Source organism: Streptomyces djakartensis, from assembly GCF_014651075.1.
Taxonomy (GTDB): Bacteria; Actinomycetota; Actinomycetes; order Streptomycetales; family Streptomycetaceae; genus Streptomyces; species Streptomyces djakartensis.
In genome coordinates this window covers 228680-255527 of sequence record NZ_BMWE01000002.1, presented here as the reverse complement: position 1 = coordinate 255527, position 26848 = coordinate 228680, and the positions used below count along the sequence as shown (strand labels likewise).

25 protein-coding genes are annotated in these 26848 nt (G+C 72.3%); 13 read left to right on the top strand and 12 right to left on the bottom strand.

What is annotated here, in order from left to right; all coding sequences use genetic code 11:
- Positions 1 to 66 precede the first annotated feature (66 nt).
- Both IE212_RS04640 and IE212_RS04635 read left to right on the top strand, forming a co-directional pair.
- Positions 67 to 2154, top strand: coding sequence for a SpoIIE family protein phosphatase (locus tag IE212_RS04640; RefSeq protein WP_190196386.1), 2088 nt, complete (start codon positions 67 to 69; stop codon positions 2152 to 2154).
- 22 nt (positions 2155 to 2176) lie between these two features.
- Positions 2177 to 3040: an Fpg/Nei family DNA glycosylase gene (locus IE212_RS04635; protein ID WP_190196385.1), complete on the top strand. Its 864-nt coding sequence runs from the start codon at positions 2177 to 2179 to the stop codon at positions 3038 to 3040.
- Positions 3041 to 3284: 244 nt separating this feature from the next.
- Here IE212_RS04635 and IE212_RS04630 read toward each other — a convergent pair whose 3' ends face one another.
- The 3 genes from IE212_RS04630 to IE212_RS04620 form a co-directional block, all read right to left on the bottom strand.
- Entirely contained in the window at positions 3285 to 3941 is a 657-nt protein-coding gene (locus IE212_RS04630) for a zf-HC2 domain-containing protein (RefSeq protein ID WP_190196384.1), read from the bottom strand.
- A 151-nt stretch (positions 3942 to 4092) separates the two neighbouring features.
- Positions 4093 to 4605 carry a hypothetical protein gene (locus tag IE212_RS04625; RefSeq protein ID WP_190196383.1) on the bottom strand — a complete coding sequence of 171 codons (513 nt, stop codon included), beginning with the start codon at positions 4603 to 4605 and terminating at the stop codon, positions 4093 to 4095.
- A gap of 147 nt (positions 4606 to 4752) precedes the next feature.
- Positions 4753 to 5298 carry a sigma-70 family RNA polymerase sigma factor gene (locus IE212_RS04620; RefSeq protein WP_190196382.1) on the bottom strand — a complete coding sequence of 182 codons (546 nt, stop codon included), beginning with the start codon at positions 5296 to 5298 and terminating at the stop codon, positions 4753 to 4755.
- Between the two features lie 222 nt (positions 5299 to 5520).
- On the opposite strand from IE212_RS04620, the gene IE212_RS04615 reads away from it, so the two are divergent.
- Complete coding sequence (locus tag IE212_RS04615; RefSeq protein ID WP_190196381.1) at positions 5521 to 6675, top strand: CapA family protein; 1155 nt, start codon at positions 5521 to 5523, stop codon at positions 6673 to 6675.
- Between the two features lie 12 nt (positions 6676 to 6687).
- Here IE212_RS04615 and IE212_RS04610 read toward each other — a convergent pair whose 3' ends face one another.
- Positions 6688 to 7149: a universal stress protein gene (locus IE212_RS04610; protein WP_190196380.1), complete on the bottom strand. Its 462-nt coding sequence runs from the start codon at positions 7147 to 7149 to the stop codon at positions 6688 to 6690.
- Between the two features lie 471 nt (positions 7150 to 7620).
- Here IE212_RS04610 and IE212_RS04605 point away from each other — a divergent pair, with 471 nt between their 5' ends.
- Entirely contained in the window at positions 7621 to 8454 is an 834-nt protein-coding gene (locus IE212_RS04605; RefSeq protein WP_190196379.1) for a polysaccharide deacetylase family protein, read from the top strand.
- Between the two features lie 43 nt (positions 8455 to 8497).
- Here the strand turns inward: IE212_RS04605 and IE212_RS04600 are convergent, their stop codons facing one another.
- The gene (locus IE212_RS04600; protein ID WP_190196378.1) at positions 8498 to 9163 is read right to left on the bottom strand and encodes a class F sortase; all 666 of its coding nucleotides are present in this window, start codon (positions 9161 to 9163) and stop codon (positions 8498 to 8500) included.
- 353 nt (positions 9164 to 9516) lie between these two features.
- On the opposite strand from IE212_RS04600, the gene IE212_RS04595 reads away from it, so the two are divergent.
- Positions 9517 to 10002, top strand: coding sequence for a hypothetical protein (locus IE212_RS04595; protein ID WP_190196377.1), 486 nt, complete (start codon positions 9517 to 9519; stop codon positions 10000 to 10002).
- Positions 10003 to 10219: 217 nt separating this feature from the next.
- On the opposite strand, the gene IE212_RS04590 is transcribed toward IE212_RS04595, so the two are convergent.
- The 3 genes from IE212_RS04590 to IE212_RS34790 form a co-directional block, all read right to left on the bottom strand.
- Complete coding sequence (locus IE212_RS04590) at positions 10220 to 10657, bottom strand: hypothetical protein (protein ID WP_229864055.1); 438 nt, start codon at positions 10655 to 10657, stop codon at positions 10220 to 10222.
- Between the two features lie 176 nt (positions 10658 to 10833).
- Positions 10834 to 11598 (bottom strand): bestrophin-like domain, encoded by a 765-nt coding sequence (locus IE212_RS04585; protein WP_190196376.1) that lies wholly within the window; start codon positions 11596 to 11598, stop codon positions 10834 to 10836.
- Positions 11599 to 11622: 24 nt separating this feature from the next.
- On the bottom strand, positions 11623 to 11784 hold the full coding sequence (locus IE212_RS34790) for a hypothetical protein (protein WP_229864053.1): 162 nt from the start codon (positions 11782 to 11784) through the stop codon (positions 11623 to 11625).
- Between the two features lie 770 nt (positions 11785 to 12554).
- On the opposite strand from IE212_RS34790, the gene IE212_RS04575 reads away from it, so the two are divergent.
- From IE212_RS04575 to IE212_RS04565, 3 genes are all read left to right on the top strand, one after another.
- Positions 12555 to 13553: an SCO0930 family lipoprotein gene (locus tag IE212_RS04575; RefSeq protein WP_190196374.1), complete on the top strand. Its 999-nt coding sequence runs from the start codon at positions 12555 to 12557 to the stop codon at positions 13551 to 13553.
- A gap of 248 nt (positions 13554 to 13801) precedes the next feature.
- A complete protein-coding gene (locus tag IE212_RS04570; RefSeq protein WP_190196373.1) occupies positions 13802 to 14614 on the top strand; it encodes an SAM-dependent methyltransferase in 813 nt (270 codons plus the stop codon).
- The gene (locus tag IE212_RS04565; protein WP_190196372.1) at positions 14611 to 16755 is read left to right on the top strand and encodes a putative bifunctional diguanylate cyclase/phosphodiesterase; all 2145 of its coding nucleotides are present in this window, start codon (positions 14611 to 14613) and stop codon (positions 16753 to 16755) included. The genes IE212_RS04570 and IE212_RS04565 overlap by 4 nt, the downstream gene beginning before the upstream one ends.
- Before the next feature lie 33 nt (positions 16756 to 16788).
- On the opposite strand, the gene IE212_RS04560 is transcribed toward IE212_RS04565, so the two are convergent.
- Together IE212_RS04560 and IE212_RS04555 are read right to left on the bottom strand one after the other, a co-directional pair.
- On the bottom strand, positions 16789 to 17109 hold the full coding sequence (locus IE212_RS04560; protein ID WP_229864051.1) for a hypothetical protein: 321 nt from the start codon (positions 17107 to 17109) through the stop codon (positions 16789 to 16791).
- Positions 17110 to 17133: 24 nt separating this feature from the next.
- Positions 17134 to 18018, bottom strand: coding sequence for a LysR family transcriptional regulator (locus tag IE212_RS04555; RefSeq protein WP_190196371.1), 885 nt, complete (start codon positions 18016 to 18018; stop codon positions 17134 to 17136).
- A 119-nt stretch (positions 18019 to 18137) separates the two neighbouring features.
- Here IE212_RS04555 and IE212_RS04550 point away from each other — a divergent pair, with 119 nt between their 5' ends.
- From IE212_RS04550 to IE212_RS04530, 5 genes are all read left to right on the top strand, one after another.
- A complete protein-coding gene (locus tag IE212_RS04550; RefSeq protein ID WP_190196370.1) occupies positions 18138 to 18806 on the top strand; it encodes a succinate dehydrogenase in 669 nt (222 codons plus the stop codon).
- A gap of 1 nt (position 18807) precedes the next feature.
- Positions 18808 to 20757 (top strand): fumarate reductase/succinate dehydrogenase flavoprotein subunit, encoded by a 1950-nt coding sequence (locus IE212_RS04545; RefSeq protein ID WP_190196369.1) that lies wholly within the window; start codon positions 18808 to 18810, stop codon positions 20755 to 20757.
- On the top strand, positions 20754 to 21503 hold the full coding sequence (locus IE212_RS04540; protein ID WP_190196368.1) for a succinate dehydrogenase/fumarate reductase iron-sulfur subunit: 750 nt from the start codon (positions 20754 to 20756) through the stop codon (positions 21501 to 21503). The genes IE212_RS04545 and IE212_RS04540 overlap by 4 nt, the downstream gene beginning before the upstream one ends.
- 214 nt (positions 21504 to 21717) lie before the next feature.
- Positions 21718 to 22485 (top strand): GNAT family N-acetyltransferase, encoded by a 768-nt coding sequence (locus IE212_RS04535; protein ID WP_190196367.1) that lies wholly within the window; start codon positions 21718 to 21720, stop codon positions 22483 to 22485.
- On the top strand, positions 22485 to 23297 hold the full coding sequence (locus IE212_RS04530) for a lysophospholipid acyltransferase family protein (protein ID WP_190196366.1): 813 nt from the start codon (positions 22485 to 22487) through the stop codon (positions 23295 to 23297). The genes IE212_RS04535 and IE212_RS04530 overlap by 1 nt, the downstream gene beginning before the upstream one ends.
- Positions 23298 to 23497: 200 nt before the next feature.
- Here IE212_RS04530 and IE212_RS04525 read toward each other — a convergent pair whose 3' ends face one another.
- A complete protein-coding gene (locus tag IE212_RS04525) occupies positions 23498 to 25846 on the bottom strand; it encodes an ATP-binding cassette domain-containing protein (protein WP_190196365.1) in 2349 nt (782 codons plus the stop codon).
- 11 nt (positions 25847 to 25857) lie between these two features.
- Positions 25858 to 26844 carry an LLM class flavin-dependent oxidoreductase gene (locus IE212_RS04520; protein ID WP_190196364.1) on the bottom strand — a complete coding sequence of 329 codons (987 nt, stop codon included), beginning with the start codon at positions 26842 to 26844 and terminating at the stop codon, positions 25858 to 25860.
- Between the last annotated feature and the right edge of the window lie 4 nt (positions 26845 to 26848).

Genomic DNA, 26848 nt, shown 5'->3' with positions numbered 1-26848 from the left:
CGCCGAGCGGCCCGTAGACTCGACGAGACCGGTCGAAGAATCGGACGAACCCTGGCAAGGTGGGACATGGCTGATCGGGGAGCGAGCGCCCTGTCACTCCCGGACGACTGGCCCGCCCACCCGGACCCGGTCCTCGCGCTCAACCGGATGGGCAGCTTCGACTGGGACCTGGACACCGGCCTGATGCACATGGACGCCCAGGCCCACGAGATCCTCGACGTGCTCCCCGAAGAGTACGACGACCGCCCCGAAACCCTGTCCGAACGCGTCCCGCCCGACGAGGCCCGGCGCCTGGACACGGCGGTCTCGCAGGCCCTGAAGGACGGCAGCGAGAACTACGGCGCCTACTTCCGCCTCCGCCGCCGCGACGGCACCCTGCGCTGGACCCACACCCAGGGCTACATCCGGCGCGACGACACCGGACGGCCCCGCCGCATCATCGGCATCGTCCGGGACGCCACCCAGGAGCTCGGCGAGAGCGACGCCCGCCTCGACCGGACCGCCCAGGGAGAGGCCCGCCGGCAGCGGACCAGCGTCGTCGAACTCACCACGGCCGCCCTCGCCCACGCCCGCACCGTCCAGGACGTCATCGACGTCCTCAAGGACACCCACGGCGTGACCCACCTGGGCGCCACCAGCCTCGTCGTGGGCCTGATCGAGGCCGGCCGTATCAGGCTGGTCGCCGAAGGGCCCGCGGGCAGTTTCGTGCCCGGCACCCGGGTCACCCGGATCGACGAGCCCTACCCGATGAGCGAGGCGGTACGCACCCTCGGGCCCCGCTTCATCGAGTCGCCGGAGGAGTTCGCCGAGCGCTACCCGGCCCTGTGGCCCCACCTCACCGGCCTGAAGATCACGTCGGCCGCCTATCTGCCGCTCATCGTCCAGGCCCGGCCCATCGGCGCGATGGGTCTGCTCTACAGCGACCGGCGCGGCTTCACCTCCGAGGAGCGCGACATCCTCGTCGCCCTCGGCAGCAGCATCGCGCAGAGCCTGCAGCGGGCCATGTTCTACGAACAGGAGATGGACCTCGCCCAGGGCCTCCAGCAGGCCATGCTGCCCCGCACCATCCCCAGCGTGCCCGGCGCCGACATCGCCGTCCGCTACCGGGCCGCCACCATCGGCGGCTCCCTCGGACGGGACATCGGCGGCGACTGGTACGACCTGATCCCGCTGCCGGGAGGCCGGGTCGGCGCCGTCATCGGCGACGTCCAGGGCCACGACACGCACGCCGCCGCCGTCATGGGCCAGCTGCGCATCGTGCTGCGCGCCTACGCCGCCGAGGGGCACCCCCCGGCCACCGTCATGGCCCGCGCCTCCGTGTTCCTGCACGAACTCGACACCGACCGCTCCGCCACCTGCCTCTACGCACAGGCCGACCTGACCACCGGCGTCCTGCAGATGGTCCGGGCCGGGCACATCGACCCGCTGGTGCGCCACACCGACGGCTCCTGCCGCCGGGTCACCGTCCCGGGCGGGCTGCCGCTCGGCCTGTCCGCCGAGTTCAGCCGCCTCGACTATCCGGTGGCCACCATCGAGCTCGATCCCGGCGACACCCTGCTGCTGTGCACCGACGGACTGGTGGAGCAGCCGGGCGCCGACCTCGACGACGGCATGCGCACCCTCACCGCGCTCGTCGCCACCGGCCCCGACGACGTGAGGGACCTCGCCGACCGGCTCATCGACGTGGCCGCCGAGCGAGGCGGCGGCGACGACGTGGCGCTGCTCCTGCTGCGCCGGCGCGACCTGGACGGACCGCACCCCGGTCGCCGGCTCCAGTGGCTCGTGTCCCCCGGCGACCCGGCCGCCCTGGCCGACGCCCGGCACATGATCCGCACGGCGGTCGGCGCCTGGGGCGCCCGGGACCGCGCCGACGAGATCGAACTGGTCGCCGACGAGCTGATCACCAACGCCCTGATGCACACCGAGGGCTCCGCGATCGTCACCCTGCGGGCCCTCACCGGCTCCGAGCGCCGGCTGCGCGTCGAGGTCGAGGACACGTCCAGCGCCCTGCCACGCCGCCGCGAGGCGGGCGAGTCGGGCGTCTCCGGGCGGGGGCTGCTGCTGGTCGAGCTGCTCACCGACGTGTGGGGCGTGGAGGCCCGGGGCGGCGGCAAGGCCGTGTGGTGCGAGTTCGTGGTTCCGGGCTCCCCGTGACCCCGCGTGGCACTCTGGACCTATGCCGGAACTGCCCGAGGTCGAGGCGCTCAAGGACTTCCTGACCGAGCACCTCGTCGGCCACGAGATCGTACGCGTGCTGCCCGTCGCGATCAGCGTCCTGAAGACGTTCGACCCGCCCCTGTCCGCCGTCGAGGGGCACGAGGTCGCCGCCGTCCGCCGGTACGGCAAGTTCCTCGGCATCGCCACCGCGGACGGCCCGCACCTGGTGACCCACCTGGCCCGCGCGGGCTGGCTGCAGTGGAAGGACCGCCTCCCGGACGGCCCGCCCCGCCCCGGCAAGGGCCCCCTCGCGCTGCGCGTGGCCCTGGAGACCGGTGCCGGCTTCGACCTGACCGAGGCGGGCACCCAGAAGCGGCTCGCGGTGTACGTCGTGGGGGACCCGCAGGACGTTCCGGGCATCGCCCGGCTCGGCCCGGACCCGCTCGCCGACGACTTCGGCGAGCGGCGGCTCGCGGAACTGCTCGCCGGTGAACGGCGGCAGCTCAAGGGCGCGTTGCGCGACCAGAGCCTGATCGCGGGCGTGGGCAACGCCTACAGTGACGAGATCCTGCACGCGGCGAGGATGTCGCCGTTCAAACTCGCCGCGTCCCTGAGCGACGAGGAGACGGCACGGCTGTACGCGGCCCTGCGCGACACCCTCACCGAGGCGGTCGAACGCTCCCGGGGCGTGGCGGCCGGACGGCTCAAGGCCGAGAAGAAGAGCGGCCTGCGCGTGCACGGCCGCGCCGGTGAACCGTGCCCGGTGTGCGGCGACACCATCCGCGAGGTCTCCTTCAGTGACTCCTCGCTCCAGTACTGCCCGACCTGCCAGACGGGCGGCAAGCCGCTGGCGGACCGCAGGATGTCCCGGCTTCTGAAGTAGTCACCGGTGTGCGCTGCAGGATCCGTGTGCCGCCCGCCGCCCGCCGGGAGTGGCGTTCCGTGGTGTCCTCGAGGTTGCCGCCCGTCTCCCGGACCGTTCCGCGCTGGCCACCGCTGCCGCCTGGGCGGCCCCGGTGTCCAGAAGTTCCTCACGCACATAGCCGGTCAGTTCCGCCACGCGCTCGGCGGCCGCTTCCTCCTCGGAGAGGAGGATCATCGACCGCACGTCCACCGCTCGGCACGGCCTAGCGCGGCGGTTCCAGCCGCACCAGGCTCTCGCCGCTCGAGGTGCGGATCTCGTAGCGGACGATCTCGTCGGAGTGCTTGGAGGAACTCGCCATCATCGTGTGGGGCTGGGCGTCGTGACCCGTGCCGTGCCAGCTCGTGGCGGTCTCCTCGGTGCCGTCGCGGCCGACGATGACCAGATGGCAGGCGCGGGGGCCGGCGGAGTCCTTCACCTTCAGCTCGACCCGGCTGCCGGAGGCCTCGTCCTCCGTGGTGACCTGCGCCCACACCCCGGTCCGCGCGTCGGTCGCCGCGATCTGCACGGTCTCCTCGCCGCTGCCCTCGGCCATCATCGCGACCCCGGGCACGGACACCGCGAGCACCACCGACGCCGCCATGGCGAACACCAGTCGTCTGCGTCCGGCCCGGCGCCGGGCCGCCACCTCGGTCAGCAGCCGGTCCAGCATGCGCTGCCCGGGCTGCGCCATCGGGTGCACGAACCGTGGTGTCGCCCGCCGGTACAGCATCAACTGCCGTGTCGTGGCGCCGAATTCCGTCACCTCTGCAGCGCACCGAGGGCACTCCATGAGGTGGTCCTCGAAGCGGAAGGCCTCCGCCTCGTCCAGCACGCCGAGCGCGTAGGCGCCGACGTCGCGATGCCTTTCCAGGGACCTCATGCCGAATCCTCGTGCCGTTGGGTGCGGGTGGGGTTACTCCTTGCTCCCACCGGTACGGACCAGGCCGCGGAATCACTCAAGCCGGTGACAGAATCGCAACCTAAGGATTCGGAGCGGTCCGGCCCGCGGATTGGTCCCGGGGCGCGGAAATCTAAAAAAGATGGATCGCGAGGTGTCCCAGCGGCAGTCCGAGCTGCCAGGCGGGCGTCCAGACCTTCGGTCCCTCGTCCTCGCCGGCCACCGGAGCACCGCCGGGCACCGCGTTCAGATCGGGTGCGAGCAGCTCCGTCTCCTGGAGCCAGCGCCACGCCTCCTCGGCCAGCTCCAGGTCCGGGTCGGGCAGGCCCGACCCGGCGGCCTCGGCCGTGAGCTCGGCCAGCCGGTCGCGCACCCACTCGTGCCACGGCTGGTCGTACGCGGTCAGTGACAGCCAGGTCTCCAGCTGTGTGACCACCCTGATGCCGGACAGCTCCCCTTCCGTGTCGGAGAGGAAGATGGTCAGCGCCAGGGCGTCACGCCCGGCACGGAACTCGAAGGACGTCGGCGGCATGAGATCGCCGGTCCGCAGCAGTTCGTCGGCGATGTACTCGGCGTACAACCATGCCATGGGGACGGTCAGTTCACTGCCGCCGCCGTCCGTGCTCTCGTGACCTCTGTGCTGCATCCCTTCCTGCCTTCCTCCGGTACGTGCGCGTCGACACCGGGCCCCGGGGCGCCGACGGCCCTATCCGGAACACGGATGGGAACAGCCGATTACTCAACCGGGGTCCTCGGCAAGGCGCTTTACGGAGGCTTGACCCGCCCTTCGGTTTCACCGCAGGTCGGCGGCGTAACCCGGCAGCACCCGGCGCAGGGCGCGCAGCGCGTAGTACGCGCGGGACTTCACGGTACCGGGCGGGATCCCGAGGGTCGCCGCGGCTTCCGCCACACTCGCCCCCTGGAAGTACACGAGCACCAGGACTTCACGGTGCTCGGGAGTGAGTGTCTTCACAGCCTGGCGGACATCGAGCATCGCCGCGGCCCGCTCGGCGTGGTCGGAGATGACCCGCGCGTTCTCCAGCACGGCGTCGCTGACCTCGGGCGGGCGGGCCTGCCGGGCGCGCCGGGCGTCGATCGCGAGCCGCCGTCCGACGGTCATCAGCCAGGGCCGTACGGACTCGAAGTCGTCGGCGTGCAGTGCCTCGGGGTGCTGCCAGGCGCGCACGAGAGTCTCCTGTACCAGGTCCTCCGCGCGCTGCCGGTCGCCGTCGCAGAGCCGGAGCAGGAGCGCGAAGAGGGGCCGGCCGTGCTCCCGCTGCAGTGCGGCGAGCTCGTGCTCGGCGGTCGTTTGGTCGGTGAGAGTGGATCCGGCCGTCATGGCCGTATGCCACCGCAGGGCGCCGCCAGGGCACAGGGCACGTACCCCGCTGTGCGACGGACGGTCGATCGCGTCGACGAACGGTTCGACGAACGGTCAACCCGCCCGGCCATGCGGGTGCCGGAGGGGCCGGTGGGCGTGTCGGAGCCGCGTGAGGCGGCGCGGGCCTTCTTTCCTGTTTGTGCGTAAATACGACCACAATGCCCACAGTGGGGTGAATGGATGATCACGCGCAGTCGGCAGGTGGCCCTGGCCCTGGCCGTCCTCCTCACCGCGGGTGCCGCCTGCCAGGCCCGTGGCCACGAACCACCGGGGCCCGGACGCAAGGCACCGCCCGCGGCCGGACCCCGCGGCTTCACGCTGGTCGCCTCCGGCGACGTCATCCCGCACAGCTCGATCACCGACCGGGCCCGCTTCGACGCCGGCGGCACCGGCTACGACTTCCGGCCGATGCTCGCGGGGGCCCGCTCGGTCGTCTCCGGCGCCGACGTGGCCCTGTGCCACATGGAGACCGTCTACGGCGCGGACGGCGTCTACACCGGCTACCCCACCTTCAAGTCCCCGCCCGAGGTGGCCGACGCCCTCGCCGCCACCGGCTACGACGGCTGCTCCACCGCCTCCAACCACAGCCTCGACGACGGCGCCGACGGCATCCGCCGCACCCTGGACGCCCTCGACCGCGCGGGGGTACGGCACGCCGGCTCGGCCCGCACCGAGGAGGAGGCCAACGCCGTCACGCTGCTCCACGCCGGCCCGGCCAGGATCGCGCACCTCGCCTACACCTACGACACCAACGGCTTCCCGCCCCCGCCGGGGCAGCCCTGGGCCGTCGATCTCCTTGACGAGGCCAAGGTGCTCGCGGACGCCCGTGCCGCGCGCCGGGCGGGCGCCGACGTGGTGGTGGTCTCGCTGCACTGGGGAACTGAGTGGCAGGACACCCCCGACGAGCGGCAGCTGACCCTGGCCCGGAGCCTCACCGCCGCGCGCACCCGGGGACGCCCCGACATCGACCTGATTCTCGGCACCCACGCACACGTCCCGCAGGCCTACGAGAAGGTCAACGGCACGTGGGTGATCTACGGGATGGGCGATCAGATCGCCGGCGAGATGACCAACCACCAAGGTCTCAAGGACCCGCGCGGCAACCAGTCCACCCTCGGCCGTTTCACCTTCGCCCCGCCCGCCCGGCCGGGCGGCCGCTGGGAGGTCACGAAGGCCGAGTTCGTCCCCCAGCTGTTCGACGTCGACGCCGGCCGGGTCGTGAACCTCAACCGGGCGATCGCCCAGGGGGCCGAGGTCCAGGCCGTCCGCGACCGCATCCGCGACGTCGTCCTCAGCCGGGGCGCGGCCGGCCACGGCCTGGTGATGGGGGAGTAGTCCCGGGTCCTCCTACGGCACCACCGTCACCGGCCACCGCCCCGCCTTCACCAGGCGCACCGCCACCGAACCGACGATCCGGTGCCCGGCCTGTTCCGAGGCACCCACGACCACCGCGTCCGCCTTCAACTCGTCGGCCGCCTTCACCAGGCCGTTGTACGGGTCGCCGCGGAACGTGTGGAACTCCCAGCGGACCTCGAAGATCCCCTTGAGCCGCCGCGCCGCGTCCCGGATCTGCGCCACCAGATCCTCGGCGATCTCGTCGGTCGTGTCGGCCACCGGTGCCCCCAACGCGGCGCCCGCCGCCAGGACCGGCTGCACGTACACCACGGCGAGCAGTGCGTGCTGCCGCCGCGCCAGGCCGGCGGCGTAGGCCGCGGCCCGCAGGGAGGATTCGGAGCCGTCCACTCCGGCCACGATCACCTTCGGGCCGTCCGTGCCGCGTTCGAACCGATGGGCGTGATGTTCCGTCACGCTGCGAGGCTATCGGAAGCCGCAGGTCCGGCTGCGCGGCGGGAGGCCCCCACTCGCCCGGACTGACGCGCCGTGACCGGCCGGGACGAGCTCCGGCGCCGGGCGAGGCAACGCCTGCCGGACCCCCTCAGCAACGGCCCCGCGCCCGGCCGGTGAACGGGAACCCCACCCCAGAAGCCGTCGTGTGAGCATGCGCAAGTCGCGGGGAAACGGGCACCCGAGAGGCGGACAGCGGCCCCGCCGTCTCGGAGGGGCCGCCGTCAACGGCGGCGCTCGGCCTCGCCGGAGGGGACGGGACCGAGCCCGCCGACCCCCTCTTCGGTTTCGCCCTCGACTGCGAATGGGGCGGCAACTGCCGTTCCCCCTGGCGCGCCGCCGTTGACCCGTTCGCCTGGGCCGGCCGGGTGAAAAGGTGCCGCCGCACCGGTGTCGCTCAGGTGCGTCGGCCCTCCGCCGGGCGACTGATGAGTCATGAAGAAGGATCAGTTGCTCACCCGGCGCCGCGTCCTGATCGCCGGAGCCGGCGCCGTGGGGGCGGCCGCCACGGCCGGTGTGCTCACGGTGGCCACCGAAGACGGCCCCGCCGGGTCCGTCACGACCGCGGGCCCGCAGGCCCGCCGTCCGCTCAACTCCTCCGCGTACCGGCTTCAGCCCCTGACCGGGTACGGCCCGCCGCAAGCCGCGCCCCGCCGGACCCTGGTCCGCCGCGAACCGCTGCTGCGGGTCTCCGGGCGCGGCCGCGCGATGGTGCTGACCTTCGACGACGGACCCGACCCGCGCTGGACCCCGGCCATCCTGGACACGCTGGCCAGGTACGACGTACGCGCGATGTTCTTCGTATGCGGCGGGATGGCCGCCGACAACAGGGAACTGCTGGCCCGGATGGCCGACGAGGGCCACATCGTGGGGAACCACACCTGGTCCCACCCGCTGCTCACCCGCCTCACCCGCCGTCAGATCCGCTCCGAGATGGCACGCACCTGCGAGGTCATCGAGGACGCCTACGGCGAGCGCCCCGAGTGGTTCCGCGCCCCCTACGGCGCCTGGAACCGCGCCGCGTTCCAGATCGGCGCCGAACTCGGCATGGAACCGCTCGCCTGGACCGTCGACACCCTCGACTGGACCAGCCCCGGCGCCCGTTCCATCGTCGAACGCGTGGAGGACGGCGCCGCCCCCGGCGTCGTGGTGCTCTCGCACGACGCCGGGGGCAACCGCTCGCAGAGCGTGCGCGCCCTGCGGCGCTATCTGCCCGAACTGCTCGACTCCGGCTACCACGTCACGGTGCCCCGGCGGCACTACGCGTAAGAGGTGAGTGACGACGGGCCTTCGCCCGCCCGGACGAGGACGCTCAGCGCACCTCGACCAGACGGGCGAAGGTCACGACGTTGCCCGCGTAGCCGTCCTGCTCGGAGAAACCGCCACCGCAGGTGATGACCCGCAGTTCCGCCGACCCCTTGGAACCGTAGACACGGTCGCCGGGGAAGTTGTCCTTCTCGAAGACCTCGACGCCGTAGATCTCGAACACGACGGTCTTCCCGTCCTGCCGGTCGACCTCGACGCGGCTGCCCTTCCGCAGGGCGCCGAGCGCGTAGAACACGGCCGGCCCCAGCTGGTTGTCGACATGGCCGACGACGACCGCGGTGCCCTTCTCTCCGGGAGTGACGGCACCGGTGAACCAGCCCGCCAGGTTCGGGTCCTCCGGCGGCGGCGCGCCGACCCAGCCGTCCCCGTCCAGGCCCACGGGGATGATCGGAGCGTCGACCTGGATCGCCGGGATCCTGATCCGGGCCGGGGGCGCGTAGGCCACGGGCCGGACGGCCCCGGCGAAGCCGCCGCCGGGCACGCGGCTGTCCGCCGCGGCCGCCGTCGCCGGCTGCGGCGGGCCCTGGTCGAACTCTCCCGAACCATTCCGAATGAGCGCGAGACCGGTCAGCAGAACAAGCGCTATCACGCCCCACGGGACACGCTTCCTCTGCCGCGCCTCCTCCGCCTCGGCCAGCTCGGACGCAGACATTCGCCATCCCCTCTCGACGCGGCCGTCGCCGTGTCACTCGCGCATACCAGAACGCTAAGTCCGGCGCGCGACAGCGGCGACGGGACAGGAGCGAACGGGTGGCCGCCCCGAAGTCCGGCCGTGCCGTGGCGAGTCGAGGTGCGCCATCCGAGTCGCCGCCCCGGTGGAATTTCTGACGGGGCGTGACCTGCGGCGATGGCCGATCGGGCGGCCCGTGTGCGGAGTGCTTGATCACCAGGACGGACCATCGCCGAAATGCGATACACGCGAAGGCGACTGACTGTCTTTCTGGGAGGCGCTTTCTCGCCGATCGACCGGGGACGGGTCCCGGGGCGTCTTCCGCGGAGGTTCACATGCCTGACACTCGTGCCCTGGTGGTCGCCGGTGCCGCGGTCGCCGCCCTCGGTCTCTCCGCCCCTGCGGCCACCGCGTGGGAGTCGCCCAGCAACATCGTCGCCCTGCCCAACGTGATCGCCCGCGGCGGCCAGCTGACCATCACGGTCGACGGCTGCCGCAACGGCGGCACGGCGACCTCCAGCGCCTTCTCACCGACGAGGCTCACGCCCATCCACGGTGCCAACGAGACGGCGCGGGGCACCGCCACCATCAACAGCAACGCCCGCCCGGGTCAGTACGACATCATGGTCACCTGTGACGGCAGGAGGCTGACCAAACCGCACGCCTTCACCGTCATCGGCGGTGTCCGCGGTGGTATCGGCGGTGGCAGCACCACCGGTGCGACGCCGACCGACATCGCCATCGGCGGCGGTCTCGTGGCGGCCGCGGCCATCGGTGGCGGTGTGTTCTGGATGCGTCGCCGCGCCGAGCGGCGCATCTGACGCCGCGGTCCTGCTCACCGGGTCGTCTCGCACGTGAACGGTCTTGGCCCCGGATCCCTCGAGGGATCCGGGGCCAACACCTGCGGGCGGGCGGTGCGGGGCGACGGACGGTCAGGCGGCGTCCTCGTCGGTACGGCGGCGTGCGCGGTGGTACGCAGTGCCGAGCGAACCGGCGATGAGCGTGGCGCCGCGCCGCCCTGACCCGTCCCCACGCCCGCTACGGGTGGCGGACGTGGTGCCCCGGGTGATCGGGGTGGTGCGCCCCGCGGCCGCCGGCGACGCTCAGGCGTACGGTCCCGCGCGACTCCTCACAGTCGAAGTGCACGTCGTACACGGCGCCGGGCTCGGTGTGCCAGTCGACGTCGGCCGTCGCCCAGGACTGCCAGCGAGGGATGGTGACCGCGTCGAAGACCGCTGAGGAGACCGTTGCCTCCCCCTGGCACGCGTTGCGGTCCACCCGCAGCGCGATCCGCTCGCCCGGTGCCACGGTGGACGGCACGACACCGAAGCCGAAGTCGGGCTCGACCGCCGCGTCGGCGGCCGGAAGGCAGGAGGTGAGGGCGCCGGCCCCCAGCAGCGCGGCCGAAGCGGCCCATATCGCACGCATCGTGACCTCCGGGTCCCCGAGGAGCAGCCGCGGACCTGTTCCGCTCACTCACACATGCACCTCGATGCCCGAAACGCTAAGAACATGCGATCGGCGGCGCGATCGCAGTCGCGCGAACGGGGCACGCGGGTGGGCCACCCGGGGGAACCACCGTTACCACGGCCGGGGGACGGTGACGGTGTGTCGCTCGCCGGGGCCCGGCCGGGACGGTGGTGCGGGCGCCGTCAGCCGCCGGCGCCCGGGAAGAGGTTGAGGAACGGATCCGCCGAGGCGGTCACGCCCCTGCCGTAGGGCGAGTCGAAGTCCCAGATCAGAAACAGCAGGAAGGCGATGAGCGCCGAGAACAGGGCGGCCAGGACCACTTCGCGCGTCGTTCTGCGGATCTGGAGAGCGAAGATCATCCCGATGGTGACGACGGCTCCGGCGATCAGCCCGAACCACACCACGCCCGGCATGGTCTCCCCGGTCGACTCCGCCCGGGCGATCCGGGCCTGGCTGGCCACGGTCACCTGATCCAGGAGCGGCTGGTAGGCCTGGGCCTCGAAGTCCGACTCGGGCTCGTAGTCGGTGACGTCCCGGCGGACCCGCTCGAAGAGCTCGCCACCACGTTCGGTGACCTCGCTCTTGTCGGCCATGGTGTCCCACTCGGTGGTGACGACGTGGCTCACATACGCCTGGATGTCGTCCCGGATGCGGTCCCGCACGTCGGCCGGGTAGACCCGAACACGCTCCGAGATCTCGTGCAGCGCGGTGGCTTCCGTCTGGACGTGGTCCTGGGCGGCGCTGCGCGCCTCCCAGACTCCGGCGATCGCCAGCCCCAGGACGATGGCGTACACCACGCCGATCCACATCGTCATGTACTCGATGACGTCCGGGGTCTCGCTGGGGTCCTCGTCGTCGGCCGCCGTGCGGTGCCGTACGAGGGTGATGACGACCACCACGACACAGGCGGCCACCATCGCGAGGGTGAGAACAAGCCATTCCGGCAAGAGGTGCCTCCAGAGCTTCAGGGATCAGCGCGCGCGCAGCGCGGCGACGGCGACCACCGCGGGCACCGTGACGAGCAGGACGAAAGTGAGCGGCGACAGGGCGTTGCTCACCCGCCGTGGACGTGGCGCGGTGCGGTACGCCGGGTAGTGCACCGGCGTCGCGGCCGGAGGCGGCGTGGACTCCACCGGTGCCGGTGCCGGTGCCGGTGCCGGGACCGGCCCCGGCCCTGGCGGAGGGGGCGGCGGAGGTGCCGGTCCGGGGGCCGGCCGTGGCGGGGGCGCCGCCGGGCGTGGATCGGGGGGCGGCGGCGGTTTCGGCCGGGGTGTGGGCGCTGGTTTCGGCGGTGGGGGTGAGGGCTCCGGCGACGGGGTCGGGTCCGGAGGCGGAGCCGGGGTGGGAGTGGGGCTCGGGGTGGGGCTGGGTGTGGGAGCCGGTTTCGGAGGCGGAGGTTGCGGCGTGGGGGTGGGTGTCGGTGTGGGCGGCGGGCACGGCCAGCCGGTCGGCCAGGTCGTGCTCCCGGCGAAGGCCGCCGCCTCCGTGCCGTCCGGCCCCGTCGAGGCGTACGCGCAGGCGTCGGCCGCCGCCGGTCCGGCCGGTGCGCCGACGAGCGCCCAGGTCAGCGTCGCCATCGCCAAGGCCCGCACGGCGAGGGCGGCTTGGGTCGAGAGGGGTGCGTGCACGACGAAGATCATGAGCCTTGATCCGGCGAGGCGTGCCGGAGTGCGAGGGGATTGCCCCGAAAGGGGGATGTCCGGGTGCCGGAGGTTTGATCAGGGGGCGCCCGCGGGGGCTCTGAAGCGCATGAGTGTGCGGGGACGTGCGGCGCGCGTCACAGGTTCCGGAAAGAAATTTGGCCGGTGATTGAACACAAACCAGGCCCCCATGCGTACTCATGACCGTGCGGCGGCGCAGCAGGGCGCTGCAACACCCTTGGGATTATGGGGAGTTGTTGACGATGAAGACCTCCTGGCGGAGCGCTTCGCTCGTGGCGAGCGCCGCGGCGGTGATGGCGCTGACGACGGCGTGCGGCCAGGACAGCCCTCCGGCGGCCAGTCAGAACGTGGGCGCCACGGCCGCGCCCGGCGGAGACTACGGAAACATCGGCGCGGGGGTCGGGAACGCGGCGGGCGGCGCTGGCGCCCAGGCCTCGCCGAGCCCGTCCAGCCCGACCACGTCCACCCCCGCGGGCAAGCTGTCCGTCTCCACCGCCGAGAAGGTGGGGAAGGTCGTGACCGACAGCCTGGGCCTCACCCTGTACCGGTTCGACCAGGACACCGAGCAGCCGCCCAAGTCGAACTGCGACGGCGACTGCGCCAAGACCTGGCCGCCGGTGCCCGCGGACGACGCCGAGGCGGGGGAGGGCATCGACAAGGCGCTGCTGGGATCGGTCACCCGGGCCGACGGCACCAAGCAGCTCACCGTCGGCGGCTGGCCCGCCTACCGCTACGCCAAGGACGTCAACGCCGGTGACGTCAAGGGCCAGGGCGTGGGCGGCAAGTGGTACGCGCTGGCCCCCGACGGCAAGAAGGCGCAGGGCGGAGCCGGTGGCGAGGGAGCCGAGGCCGCGGACCTGCCCGGGCTGTCCACCCGCAACGACCCCAAGCTGGGCGAGATCGTCATCGACAAGAACGGCATGACGGTCTACCGGTTCATGAAGGACTCGCAGTGGCCGATGAAGACCCAGTGCACCGGTGCGTGCCTGGACAAGTGGCCCGTCGTCGCTCCGGTCGACGAGAAGGACACCAAGGGCATCGACCTTCAGGGGTCCACCCCCAACCAGGGGTACGTCGTCTTCGACCGCCCCGACGGCATCAAGCAGCAGTCGATCGACTGTGTCCCGATCTACACCTTCGCCGGTGACAAGAAGGCCGGTGACACCAACGGCCAGGGCGTCGGCGGTACCTGGTTCGCCATCCGCCCCGACGGGAAGCCGGTCGGCGCGCCGGCGAAGTAGTGAAAGCTCTCCACGGCTGACCAACCCGTCGCACGCCGACGCGGTCGCCGATTCGGTCCGCCCCTCCGTGCCCCACGGAGGGGCGGACCGTCATGTGTTCGAATGCCGGTGCGGGCGGGTATCAATGCGGCACGTGCCGCAGGCAGTGACCGGGAACGGATGGTCAATTTCCGTTTCTGGTCGCTCCATTGGCGGGCGATCAGTAGCCTCTGCTCGAACACCGGATCGCCTACGCCTTGGAGAGATAGATGGAGCGTCCCGCCTGGGCTCCACGGAGCATCGACATCTCGGTGCCCAGCGTTTCCCGGATGTACGACTACTACCTGGGCGGATCGCACAACTTCGAGGTCGACCGGGAAGCGGCCCGCAGGGCCATGGGGTTCATGCCGGGACTCCCCAAGATCGCACAGGCGAACCGGGCGTTCATGCGCCGTGCCGTGCGTTACGCGGCCGGCCAGGGCATCACCCAGTTCCTGGACATCGGCTCCGGCATCCCCACCTTCGGCAACGTGCACGAGGTGGCCCAGGCCGCCTGCCCCGGCGCGCGCGTGGTGTACGTCGACCACGACCCGGTGGCCGTCGCCCACAGCCAGGCGGTCCTGGAGGGCGACGACGACGCGGACATCGTGGCGGCCGACCTGCGCAAGCCCCAGGACATCCTGCGCAGCATCCAGGTGGAGCGGCTGATCGACCTGAATCGGCCAGTGGCCCTGCTCCTCGTTGCCATACTGCACTTCGTGGAAGACGAGGACGACCCGTACGGGGCGGTGGCCGAACTGGGCGAGGCGCTCGCGCCCGGGAGCCTCCTCGTGCTCACCCACGCCTCCTACGAGGGCATCCCGCTGCCGCCCGAGCGGGCCGGGGGCGCGGTGAACGTGTACAAGGACAACCGCAACCCGCTGGTCATGCGCACGCGCGAGGAGATCACGCGGTTCTTCGAGGGGTACGACATGGTGGAACCCGGACTGGTGGCGATGCCGCGCTGGCGGCCCGACACCACACCGGAGGACGACGATCCGTACGCGTTCTCCGGTTTCGCGGGCGTGGGGCGTACGGCGTGATCGCGGAACCGGACGGGCCGGAGGGCAGACTGCGCCGGTTCGCGACGATCTGGAGCCGGGCGGTCTTCCCGGTGACCTCGACGTCGTCGACCCGGCCCGAGTTCGAGGAACAACTGCTGCCCCTGGCCCGGCGGTTGAGTCAGGCACTGCTGGCCCGGCGGTTCGACTCCGACGCGGGGCGGGCGGTCGGCGCCGCCCTCGTCGACGCGCACTGCACCGACCCGGAGGCGCTCAGCCGCACGCTGGACTGCGTGGACGCCTACCTGGTCCTGTACTGCGGCGGCGACGGCGACCAGGAGGACCTGCGGGCCCGGTGCGCGCGACTGCAGCACGCGATGGCCGCCGGCTTCGCCCGGGCGCTGCGCGAGCGGACGCTGGCCGAGCAGGAGGCCATCGCCCAGGCCGCGCTGAAGGCACAGGGCGTGGTCGCGCAGGCCCTGCACGCGAGTGAGGCACGCTTCCGCGCGGTGTTCGAGGGCGCTGCCATAGGCATCGGCATGGCCGATCTCGAGGGCAACATCCTCCAGGTCAACGGCGCGCTGCTGCGCATGTTCGGAATGTCCGAGCAGTCCCTGCGCAGCCGCAACGTCAGGGAGTGGACCCACCCCGACGACGCGCCGCAGACCTGGCGGCTCTATGAGGAACTCGTGCGCGGGGAGCGGGAGCACTACCACCTGGAGAAGGCGTTCTACCGCCCTGACGGAACGGTCCTGTGGACCAACCTGACGGTCTCCCTGCTGCGTGACGCCGACGGCGACCCGCAGTACCAGCTGGCCCTGATGGAGGACACCACCGAGCGCCGCCTGCTCAACCTGCGGCTGCGCTACGAGGCCACCCACGACGCCCTCACCGGCCTGCCCAACCGTGCCTTCTTCTTCGAGCGCCTGGAGAAGGCGCTGAGCGCCGGGGAAGGCCAGCGGTTCGGACTGTGCTACCTCGACCTGGACGGCTTCAAGACCGTCAACGACAGCCTCGGTCACGCGGCCGGCGACCGGCTGCTGGTGGAGGTCGCCGACCGGCTCCAGTCCTGCGCCACCGCGCCGGGCGAGATGGTCGCCCGGCTCGGCGGCGACGAGTTCGTGGCACTGACCACGGGACCCGGCACCCAGCGCGAGGTCGACGAGCTCGCCGGGCGCATCATGAACGCGCTGCTCGCCCCGATCAGTGTCGACGGCCGGGAGCTGACGGTGCGCGGCAGCATCGGCATCGTCGAGGGCCCGGCCGGGGAGCGCAGCCCGGCGGAGGTGCTGCGCAGCGCCGACATCACGATGTACCGGGCCAAGTCGGCCGGCGGCAACCGCTTCGAACTCGCCGACCCGGAGGCGGACGCCCGCGCCATCACCCGGCACGGCCTCACCACCGCGCTGCCGACGGCCCTGGAGCGGGGCGAGTTCTTCATCGAGTACCAGCCGCTGGTGCACCTCGGCGACGGCAGTGTGCGAGGCGCCGAGGCCCTGGTGCGCTGGCTGCACCCGCAGCACGGCGTCCTCGGCCCGGACCGGTTCATCCCGCTCGCCGAGCACACCGGCCTGATCGTGCCCCTGGGCCGCTGGGTCCTGGAGCAGTCGGTACGCCAGGCCCGCGAGTGGCGGGAACTGCAGGGCGGTGCGGACGCCGTGGGCCCCCTGCGGATCAACGTGAACCTCTCGCCCTGCCAGCTGACCCACCCGGGTCTGGTCCAGGACACCGTCGACATCCTGGAGCGCACGGGCATCGAACCGGACGCGCTCTGCCTCGAGGTCACGGAGTCGGCCCTCATCGGTGCGGACGACGACCTGCTGAAACCGCTGCGCCGACTGGCGGAGATGGGTGTCGACATCGCCCTGGACGACTTCGGCACGGGCTACTCCAATCTCGCCAACCTCCGCCGGCTCCCGGTGAGCATCCTGAAGCTGGACCGTTCCTTCACCCAGAGCATGCAGCAGTTCCCGGTGGATCCGGTCGATCTGAAGATCGTGGAGGGGATCGTCTCCCTGGCCCACACCCTGGATCTCGCGGTGACGGTGGAGGGGGTGGAGACGGGGGCGCAGGCCGAGCAGCTGCGGATGCTGGGCTGCGACACGGCCCAGGGCTGGTACTACGCGAGGCCGGGCCCCCCGGACCGGCTGCACGAGCTGGCGTTGATGGATGCGAACGGGTGATCCTCCACCCGGCCGGGGGCGCCGGTCCCCGTGCTACCGCACCGCCCTGGCCGCCGCCCCCGCCGAGGCGACGTCCAGCTCCACCGTGACCCCCTCGCCCTCCCGGCGGCCGCGTTCCTCGATCGCCAGGCCGATGAGGGCCAGTTCCGCCGCGGCGTCTCGCAGTGCGTGCCGGTCAGGGGTCTCCTGGGGCGGCTCCGTCGTCTCCTCGCGGTTCCAGGCGGCGACCGCCGCTTCCGCCAGGGGCCCGGGAAGGTGCACGGTGATCGGCCCGGCCTGGGCGGCGACACAGGCGCCGATCGCCGCCAGCACGGTCTTGTCGTCCTGATACCTGACGTACTGTTCATCAGCCACCAGGCGAGCCTACGCATGTCGGGTTCAGCGTTCCAGGAGCATGCGCTGGAGTTCGCGCGCCGCCCGGGGCGGTGCCACGTCGCTGCGGTGGGCCAGGGCGATCGTGCGGTTCAGGCCCGGTCTGGCCAGGGGTGTGACGCGCAGTCCGCGGCCCGATCGCGCCGCCACCATCCGGGGCACCACGGCGACACCCAGCCCGGCCCGTACGAAGCCCAGTACCGCGTCCATCTCCCCGCCCTCCACCGCGAAGTCCGGCTCGAAACCCTCGGCACGGCACGCGGCCACCGTCAGCTCGCGCAGGTCGTAGCCGTGCCGGAACATCACCAGCCGCTCCCCCTCCAGGTCGGCGACGCGCACGGCACGCCGCCCCTGACCGGGCCGCGGCGCGTCGGGGGACGACACCACCACGAGGTCCTCCCGCAGCAGCTCCACCGTGGTCAGCGCCGGCGACGGCGTCGGCAGCGGCAGCACCACCAGCGCCAGGTCCAGCGCGCCACGCGCCAGCTCGCGCACCAGGTCATGGGAGCCGCCCTCCTCGATCAGCAGCCGGATCCCGGGGTAGCGGTCGTGGAACGCGCGCAGCACATCCGGCAGCAGCCCCGTGCACAGACTCGGCGTGGCCCCCAGCCGCACGCGCCCGCTGCGCAGCTGCGCCAGCTCCTGCACTTCGTGCCGGGCGGTGTCCGCGTCGGCGAGGATGCGCCGGGCCAGCGGCAGCAACGCCTCACCGGCGTCCGTGAGCGTGATGTTGCCCCGTGCCCGCAGGAACAGGTCGGCGCCCAGCTCCCGCTCCAGCGCCTTGATCTGCTGCGACAGCGACGGCTGCGCGACATGGACCAGGTCGGCGGCCCGGGTGAAGTGCCGGGTCTCGGCGACGGCCACGAAGTACTGGAGCTGCTGGAACTGCATCCTCCTACGATAGTCATCGCCTATTGAATCAAGCCGGACCATGTCTTGGACCGATCGGCCGCGTGTCCGTAGCGTCAGGTGCCATGGCTCTGGCAACGCGGACGGACCGACGGCCGTCCATGGCACGCACCGTGTGGGACTCCACCGTCGGCAAGAAGACCGTGATGGCGGTCAGCGGTCTGATCATGCTGCTCTACCTGGTCGTCCACATGACCGGCAACCTGAAGATCTTCTTCGGGGCCGGCGAGTTCGACCACTACGCGCACTGGCTGCGCACCGTCGGCGAGCCGTTCATGCACTACGAGTGGACGCTGTGGCTGGTCCGCGTGGTGCTCGTGGTCGCGGTCGCCGCCCACGCCGTGTCCGCGTACCAGCTCAGCCGGCGCGACATCAGGGCGCGGCCCGGCAAGTACGTGCACAAGAGACCGCGGGCCTCCTACGCCACTCGCACCATGCGCTGGGGCGGGATCATCCTCGGCCTGTTCATCGTCTGGCACATCCTCGACCTGACGACCGGCACCGTGCATCCCGGCTTCCGCCCCGGCCACCCGTACCAGAACGTCGTGGACACCTTCTCCACCTGGTACGGCAACGTCGTCTACATCGTCGCGATGCTCGCGCTGGGACTGCACATCCGGCACGGCTTCTGGAGCGCCGCCCAGACCCTCGGCGTCGGCAGCCGCACCCGCGACCGTGCCCTGAAGACCGTCGCGAATGTTCTCGCGCTGCTGCTCACGGCCGGTTTCATCGCCGTACCCGTGGGCGTCATGACCGGAGTGGTGAGCTGACATGTCCTCGTACGCCGACTACCTGACCGGTGAGCCGGTCGCCGACACCAAGGCCCCCTCCGGCCCGGTCCACGAGCGGTGGGACAAGCGCCGGTTCGAGGCCAAGCTGGTCAACCCCGCCAACCGCCGCAAGCACACCGTGATCGTGGTGGGCACCGGCCTCGCCGGCGGCTCGGCCGGGGCCACCCTCGCCGAGCAGGGCTACCACGTCGTCCAGTTCTGCTACCAGGACTCCCCGCGCCGCGCCCACTCCATCGCCGCACAGGGCGGCATCAACGCCGCGAAGAACTACCGCAACGACGGCGACTCCGTCCACCGGCTGTTCTACGACACCGTCAAGGGCGGCGACTTCCGGGCCCGTGAGTCGAACGTCCACCGCCTCGCGCAGATCTCCGTCGAGATCATCGACCAGTGCGTGGCGCAGGGCGTGCCGTTCGCCCGGGAGTACGGCGGACTGCTCGACACCCGGTCGTTCGGCGGGGTGCAGGTGTCGCGCACGTTCTACGCCCGCGGCCAGACGGGACAGCAACTGCTGCTCGGCGCCTACCAGGCGCTCAGCAGGCAGATCGCCGCCGGCAACGTCGAGATGCACCCCCGTACCGAGATGCTCGACCTGATCGTCGTCGACGGGCGGGCCCGCGGCATCGTGGCCCGGGACCTCATCACCGGCAGGATCGACACCTACTTCGCGGACGCCGTCGTGCTCGCCTCCGGCGGCTACGGCAACGTCTTCTACCTGTCGACGAACGCCATGAACTCCAACGCCACCGCCGTCTGGCGGGCCCACCGGCGCGGCGCCTGGTTCGCCAACCCGTGCTTCACCCAGATCCACCCCACCTGTATCCCGCGCACCGGCGACCACCAGTCCAAGCTGACCCTGATGAGCGAGTCGCTGCGCAACGACGGGCGGATCTGGGTGCCGAAGGCCAAGGGGGACCACCGGCCCCCGAACGAGATCCCCGAGGACGAGCGCGACTACTACCTGGAGCGCGTCTACCCGTCCTTCGGCAACCTGGTGCCCCGCGACATCGCCTCGCGCGCCGCGAAGAACGTCTGCGACGAAGGACGCGGCGTCGGCCCCGGCGGCCAGGGCGTCTACCTGGACTTCGCCGACGCGATCAGGCGCATGGGCCGCGAGGCCGTCGAGGCCAGGTACGGCAACCTCTTCGACATGTACCAGCGGATCACCGACGAGGATCCGTACCGGGTGCCCATGCGGATCTACCCGGCCGTCCACTACACGATGGGCGGCCTGTGGGTCGACTACGACCTCCAGACCACCGTCCCCGGCCTGTTCGCGATCGGCGAGGCCAACTTCTCCGACCACGGGGCCAACCGGCTCGGCGCGTCCGCGCTGATGCAGGGCCTCGCCGACGGCTACTTCGTACTGCCCGCCACCATCAACGACTACCTCGCCCGCAACCCCCGCCACGACGAGGTGACCGACGAACACCCCGCCGTCCAGGAGGTGCTGGCCGACACCCAGGACCGGCTCAACCTGCTGCTCTCCGTCGACGGCGACCGCACCCCCGACTCCTTCCACCGCGAGGTCGGCGAGCTCATGTGGGAGTTCTGCGGCATGGCCCGCACCGACTCGGGGCTGCGCAAGGCGCTGGAGCGCATCCCGCAGATCCGTGCGGAGTTCTGGCGCCGCGTCAAGGTGCCCGGCAGCGGCAAGGAGTTCAACCAGTCGCTCGAGAAGGCCAACCGTGTCGTCGACTACCTGGAACTGGCCGAGCTGATGTGCCTCGACGCGCTGCACCGCGCGGAGTCCTGTGGCGGTCACTTCCGCGAGGAGTCCCAGACGCCGGACGGCGAGGCCGCCCGCAAGGACGAGGAGTTCGCCTACGCGGCCGCCTGGGAGTTCACCGGCACCGGCGAGGCCCCGACCCTGCACAAGGAAGACCTGGTCTTCGAGTACGTCCACCCCACCCAGCGGAGCTACGCATGAAGCTCACCCTGCGCGTCTGGCGGCAGCGGAACGCCGACGCCGACGGCACGATGTCCACGTACGAGGTGGACGGGATCTCGCCCGACATGTCCTTCCTGGAGATGCTCGACACGCTCAACGAGGAGCTCATCCTGCGCGGTGAGGACCCGGTGGCCTTCGACCACGACTGCCGCGAGGGTATCTGCGGAGCGTGTTCACTCGTGATCAACGGGGAGGCGCACGGGCCCGAGCGGACGACCACGTGTCAGTTGCACATGCGGTCGTTCAGGGACGGCGACACGATCGACGTGGAGCCGTGGCGGGCGTCCGCGTTCCCGGTGATCAAGGATCTGGTCGTGGACCGGTCGGCGTTCGACCGGATCATCCAGGCCGGCGGGTACATCACCGCGCCGACGGGCGCGGCCCCCGAGGCGCACGCCACGCCGGTGCCGAAGCCGGACGCCGACTTCGCGTTCGAGCACGCCGAGTGCATCGGGTGCGGGGCGTGTGTGGCGGCCTGCCCCAACGGGGCGGCGATGCTCTTCACTTCCGCCAAGATCAACCATCTCAACGTGCTGCCGCAGGGGGCTCCGGAGCGGGAGACGCGGGTGCTGGACATGGTGGAGCAGATGGACGAGGAGGGGTTCGGGGGGTGCACGCTGGCCGGGGAGTGTGCCACGGCTTGTCCCAAGGGGATTCCGCTGATGTCCATCACCAGCATGAACAAGGAGTGGCTACGGGCTACGCGGAGGGTGGCCAGGCGGTAGGTGCCGGGTGCGGGTGCGTTGGGGCTGGTCGCGCCCACGCGGCGGAGCCGCATATCGGAACAGCCCCGCGCCCCCTTTGGGGCGTCGCACTTCTGGCATTCAGCATTCTGGCACCCGCACTCCTGACGCTCGTCACGCCAAGGTCAGGCGGCATGGGCACAACAGTGGGCGGCGGCACCGCTCGCCGCCTCCGGCCCGTGACCAGGAGAGAGCCATGACCGGCGTACTGACCGTCGACCGCCCCGCGCACCCCACGGCCCCCACCCGCTACACCGTCTCCCTCGCCCGGAACGAGGAGGACGTGCGTGCCGCGCAGCGGTTGCGGCACGACGTCTTCGCGGGCGAGCTGGGCGCCCTGCTGGCCGGCCCGCAGCCGGGTCTGGACATCGATCCGTTCGACGCGTACTGCGACCACCTGCTCGTGCGCGAGGAGACGACCGGTCAGGTCGTCGGCACCTATCGGCTGCTGCCGCCGGAGCGCGCGGCGGTCGCCGGGCGCCTGTACTCCGAGGGCGAGTTCGATCTGTCCTCCCTCGCCGGGATCCGGCCGGAGCTCGTCGAGGTCGGCCGCTCCTGCGTGCACCCCGGCCACCGTGACGGCGCGGTCATCAGCCTCATCTGGGCCGGAATCGCCCGCTACATGGCCGACCGGGGCCACGAATGGCTCGCGGGCTGCTGCTCCATCCCGCTCGCCGACGGCGGCGCCCTCGCCTCCGCGACCTGGGACCGGGTGAGCGCCCGGAACCTGTCGCCTCAGGAGTTCCGGGTGCGGCCCCTGCTGCCGTGGATCCCCGGCCCCGCACCCGCCACCCGCGTCGAACCGCCCGCGCTGCTGCGCGGCTATCTGCGGCTCGGTGCCTGGGTGTGCGGCGAACCGGCCCACGACCCGGACTTCGGCGTCGCCGACCTGTACGTGCTGCTGCCGATGAGCCGGGTCAACCCGCGCTACCTGCGGCACTTCCTCTCCCTCGTCCCGGCCTGATGAGCGCCTGGCTGCCCACCGCACCCTGCATGCCACGGGCGTGCGTCGAGGCGTCGGCTGCGGTGCCCGCGCGTGCCGTGCCGCGGGCCGTCCTGCGGCTCACGGCTGTCGTCCTGCTGCTGCTCACGGGGATCGTGCTGTCGCCGCTCGGCGCACGGCTTCCGGCGTCCCTGGTCCGGCGGTGGTGCCGGTCCATCGTGCGGGCCGCGGGGGTACGGGTCCGTATCACCGGCGCCGCCGCCCCGGCCGGGGGCCTGCTGCTGGTCGCCAACCACATCTCCTGGCTGGACGTACCGCTGCTGGCCGCCGTACGGCCCGCCCGGATGCTGGCCAAGACCGAGGTGCGGCAGTGGCCTGTCGCCGGGTGGCTGGCCGCACGCGGCGGCGTCCTGTTCATCGACCGGGACCGGTTGCGGGCCCTCCCGGACACCGTCGCCCGGATCGCAGCGGCCCTGCGCGAGGGCGCCGCGGTCGCGGCCTTCCCCGAGGGCAGCACCTGGTGCGGTCGCGCCCAGGGCACCTTCCGCCGGGCCGTGTTCCAGGCCGCCCTGGACGCCGGGGTGCCGGTCCAGCCGGTGCGGATCGGCTACCGGCTCGCCGGGGGAGCCGCCACCACCACGCCCGCGTTCGTCGGCGACGACACGCTGCTCGCGTCCCTGTGGCGGGTGGCCACGGCCCGCGGCCTCGTCGCCGAGGTCGAGGTACGGGACCCCATCCCACCGGCCAGCCGGCCCGACCGGCGGTCCCTGGCCCGCGCGGCACAACCGCAGACGGCCGCGCCCGCCTGGATCCACTCGGTGCTGGTCGCCTGAGGCCCGTCGAGAAAGTGCCCTCCGCCGTGCGACGCCCGGTACGCCCGGCGCGTGCTCTCGCCGCACCGGCCGACAGCCCGAGTACATCCAGTACGAGGACTTCCGGCCGGCATGCCGAGGGCGCGCACCGGACGCCGCGCGGCCGCCCTCCGGGCGACGAGGTCACTTCCGGGACGGGCCCCGGACGGGCCCCGGCCGTCTCAGCCGGCACCGGCCAGCGAGCGGGCGAGATAGGGCGCCGTCCGGCTGTCCCGGGAGTGCGACACCCGCGTGGGCGGGCCCGCCGTCACGATCCGGCCGCCCGCCTCGCCGCCACTCGGGCCGAGGTCGATGACCCAGTCGGCGCCCGCCACGACGGACATGTCGTGCTCGACGACGATCACGGTGTGCCCGGCGTCGACGAGTCCGTGCAGCTGCCGCATCAGAACGTCGACGTCCGCCGGGTGGAGGCCGGTCGTCGGCTCGTCGAGGAGGTAGAGCGTGTGGCCGCGCCGCCCGCGTTGCAGCTCACTCGCCAGCTTGATGCGCTGCGCCTCGCCACCGGACAGCTCGGTCGCGGGCTGGCCGAGGCGCAGATAGCCCAGCCCCACGTCGAGCAGGGTGCCGAGGCCGCGGGCCGCGGCCGGGGTGTCCGCGAAGAAGTCCGCCGCGCTCTCCACCGTCAGATCCAGCACCTGCGCGATGTTCCGTCCCCGGTACGTCACCTCCAGCGTCCGAGGGTTGTACCGGGCTCCGCCGCAGTCCGGGCAGGGCGCGTACGTGCTCGGCAGGAAGAGCAGCTCCACACTCACGAAGCCCTCGCCCTGGCAGGTCTCGCAGCGCCCTCCCGCCACGTTGAAGGAGAACCGCCCGACGCCGTAGCCCCGCTCCCGGGCCCCGTCCGTGGCCGCGAACACCTTGCGCACGACGTCGAACAAGCCGGTGTAGGTGGCGAGGTTGGAGCGCGGGGTGCGCCCGATCGGCTTCTGGTCGACCGAGACCAGCCTGCCCACCCCCGGCACGTCCTGCGTGATCTCTCCGATGAGGGTGGACTTGCCGGAACCGGACACCCCGGTGATCGCGGTGAACACGCCGAGCGGGAACTCGGCGCTCACGCCGCGCAGGTTGTGCCGGGTGACCGGGCCGGTCGTCAGCCACCCGCGCGGTTCGCGCACCTCCCGGGCCGGGGCGGGGGAGTCGTCGAACAGGTAGCGGGCCGTCGCCGATTCCTCGACGGCCGCCAGCCCGGCCACCGGCCCGCTGTGCAGCACCCGTCCGCCGTGCTCACCGGCCCTCGGGCCCACGTCCACCAGCCAGTCGGCCCCGCGTACGACATCGAGATGGTGCTCCACCACGAACACCGAGTTCCCGGACGCCTTCAGCCGCTCAAGCACCGTCAGCAGCGCCTCGGTGTCCGCCGGGTGCAGCCCGGCCGACGGCTCGTCGAGGACGTAGACGACACCGAACAGGCCGGAGCGCAGCTGGGTGGCGAGGCGCAGGCGCTGCAACTCGCCCGCGGAGAGGGTGGGGGTGGCGCGGTCCAGGCTGAGGTAGCCGAGACCCAGCTCCAGGACCGGGGCGATACGGGACCTGAGGTCCTCGGTGAGGACCCGGGCGGTCTCCGGCCCGGCGTCGAGCACAGGGGCCAGCTCCGCCAGCGGCAGTGCCGCCAGCTCGGCGATGGTCCGGCCGCCGAACGTCACCGCCAGCGCCTCGGGCCGCAGCCGGCTGCCGCCGCAGGACGGGCACGGAGCGCTGGTGAGGAACCGCTCGGCCTTCGCCCGCAGGGCCGTGCTCTTGGAGTCGGAGAAGGTCTTCATCACGTACCGCCGGGCGCTCATGTACGTGCCCTGGTACGGCCGCTGGATACGGCCGGCGTCCCGCACCGGGTGCACGGTGACCACCGGCTGCTCGTCCGTGAACAGGATCCACTCGCGCTGCCCGGCGGGCAGCTCCCGCCACGGGCGGTCCACGTCGTATCCGAGCGCGTCGAGGACGTCCCGCAGGTTCTTGCCCTGCCACGCGCCCGGCCAGGCGGCGATCGCGCCGTCGCGGATCGACAGCGACGGGTCGGGAACCAGCAGTTCCTCGGTCGTCCGGTGCACCCGCCCGAGCCCGTGGCACTCCCGGCACGCCCCGGCCGCCGTGTTGGGCGAGAAGGCGTCGGAGTCGAGGCGCTCGGCGCCGGGCGGGTAGGTGCCGGCCCGGGAGAACAGCATGCGCAGGGAGTTGGAGAGGGTGGTGACGGTGCCGACGGAGGAACGCGAGGTGGGCGCCGCGCGGCGCTGCTGGAGTGAGACGGCCGGCGGCAGACCGCTGATCTCCGCGACCTTGGGCGCGCCGACCTGGTGGATCAGCCGGCGCGCGTACGGCGCGACCGACTCGAAGTAGCGCCGCTGCGCCTCCGCGTAGATCGTGCCGAACGCCAGTGACGACTTCCCCGAACCGGACACGCCGGTGAACACGGCCAGCACGTCCCGGGGAATGTCGACGTCGACGCCCCGCAGGTTGTGCTCGCGGGCACCGCGGACGCGGACGTACGGGTCGTGGGGGTGGTGGGGGTCGTGCATGGGCACCGACTCTAACCGGAGGTGATCGCGGCCAGCCGCCGGTAGGAGTCCAGCAGGGCCTCACGGTCGTAGGTGCTGGTGGTGACCAGGACCTCCTGCGCGTCCGTCTCCTTCACCAGCGTCTGAAGCTCGTGCGCGACCTGCTCCTCGGTGCCGGCGATGTGACCGGCGAGCCCGGACTCGTAGAAGCCGCGCTCCCTGGCCGGCAGGGTGAGCGCCTCGACGCGCTCGGCGGGTGGCAGGGGCGGGAAGGTGCCGTGGGTGCGGGAGTGGGCCATCGACCAGGCTTCGGGGATCAGCAGCCGCCGGGCCTCCTCGGGGGTCCCGGCCACCGCGACCGTGCCGGAGACGACGACGTAGGGTTCGTCCGCCCAGGCGGAGGGGCGGAAGTGTGCGCGGTAGTGGTCGATGCCGCGCCGCATCCTGTCCCGGTTCCGCAGGTCGCCGATCACCATGGGCAGCCCCAGCCGGGCCGCGATGCCGGCGCCCTCGCCCATGGCCAGGACGAACGGCGGTACGGTCAGGCCTTCCGCGGGACGGGCGTGCACCCCGGTGGGGGAGGTGCCACGGAACCAGCCGAGCAGCTCCCGGACCTGGGCCTCGAAGTCCTCGGCGTCGCCCTTGCCGCGGCCCAGGGCCCTGCGCACCCCGTCGGTGAAGCCGACGGACCGGCCCAGTCCCATGTCGATCCGCCCGGGGAACAGCGACTCCAGGACCCCGAACTGCTCGGCCACGACCAGCGGCCGGTGGTTGGGCAGCATCACCCCGCCGGTACCGACCCGGATCGTCCGGGTCGCGCCCGCGACGGCGGCGGCCAGCACGGTCGGCGCTGAGCCGGCCACCCCGGGGACGCCGTGGTGCTCCGACACCCAGAGCCGGTGATACCCGAGCCGTTCCAGCTCCCGGGCCAGCCGCACCGTGTCGCGCAGCGCCTCGGGGTGGGTGTGCCCCTCGCGGGTGCGGGAGCGGTCGAGGACGGACAGGCGCACGGGTTCCATGCGA

Coding starts and splice junctions, on each gene's coding strand:
- IE212_RS04520 (WP_190196364.1), bottom strand. CDS start 26,844: ATGGAACCCGTGCGCCTGTCCGTCCTCGACCGCTCCCGCACCCGCGAG.
- IE212_RS04620 (WP_190196382.1), bottom strand. CDS start 5,298: ATGACGGCCGGATCCACTCTCACCGACCAAACGACCGCCGAGCACGAG.
- IE212_RS04550 (WP_190196370.1), top strand. CDS start 18,138: ATGGCACGCACCGTGTGGGACTCCACCGTCGGCAAGAAGACCGTGATG.
- IE212_RS04540 (WP_190196368.1), top strand. CDS start 20,754: ATGAAGCTCACCCTGCGCGTCTGGCGGCAGCGGAACGCCGACGCCGAC.
- IE212_RS04640 (WP_190196386.1), top strand. CDS start 67: ATGGCTGATCGGGGAGCGAGCGCCCTGTCACTCCCGGACGACTGGCCC.
- IE212_RS04545 (WP_190196369.1), top strand. CDS start 18,808: ATGTCCTCGTACGCCGACTACCTGACCGGTGAGCCGGTCGCCGACACC.
- IE212_RS04525 (WP_190196365.1), bottom strand. CDS start 25,846: ATGCACGACCCCCACCACCCCCACGACCCGTACGTCCGCGTCCGCGGT.
- IE212_RS04575 (WP_190196374.1), top strand. CDS start 12,555: ATGAAGACCTCCTGGCGGAGCGCTTCGCTCGTGGCGAGCGCCGCGGCG.
- IE212_RS04570 (WP_190196373.1), top strand. CDS start 13,802: ATGGAGCGTCCCGCCTGGGCTCCACGGAGCATCGACATCTCGGTGCCC.
- IE212_RS04600 (WP_190196378.1), bottom strand. CDS start 9,163: ATGTCTGCGTCCGAGCTGGCCGAGGCGGAGGAGGCGCGGCAGAGGAAG.
- IE212_RS04535 (WP_190196367.1), top strand. CDS start 21,718: ATGACCGGCGTACTGACCGTCGACCGCCCCGCGCACCCCACGGCCCCC.
- IE212_RS04555 (WP_190196371.1), bottom strand. CDS start 18,018: ATGCAGTTCCAGCAGCTCCAGTACTTCGTGGCCGTCGCCGAGACCCGG.
- IE212_RS04595 (WP_190196377.1), top strand. CDS start 9,517: ATGCCTGACACTCGTGCCCTGGTGGTCGCCGGTGCCGCGGTCGCCGCC.
- IE212_RS04635 (WP_190196385.1), top strand. CDS start 2,177: ATGCCGGAACTGCCCGAGGTCGAGGCGCTCAAGGACTTCCTGACCGAG.
- IE212_RS04605 (WP_190196379.1), top strand. CDS start 7,621: ATGAAGAAGGATCAGTTGCTCACCCGGCGCCGCGTCCTGATCGCCGGA.
- IE212_RS04530 (WP_190196366.1), top strand. CDS start 22,485: ATGAGCGCCTGGCTGCCCACCGCACCCTGCATGCCACGGGCGTGCGTC.
- IE212_RS04625 (WP_190196383.1), bottom strand. CDS start 4,605: ATGCAGCACAGAGGTCACGAGAGCACGGACGGCGGCGGCAGTGAACTG.
- IE212_RS04615 (WP_190196381.1), top strand. CDS start 5,521: ATGATCACGCGCAGTCGGCAGGTGGCCCTGGCCCTGGCCGTCCTCCTC.
- IE212_RS04630 (WP_190196384.1), bottom strand. CDS start 3,941: ATGAGGTCCCTGGAAAGGCATCGCGACGTCGGCGCCTACGCGCTCGGC.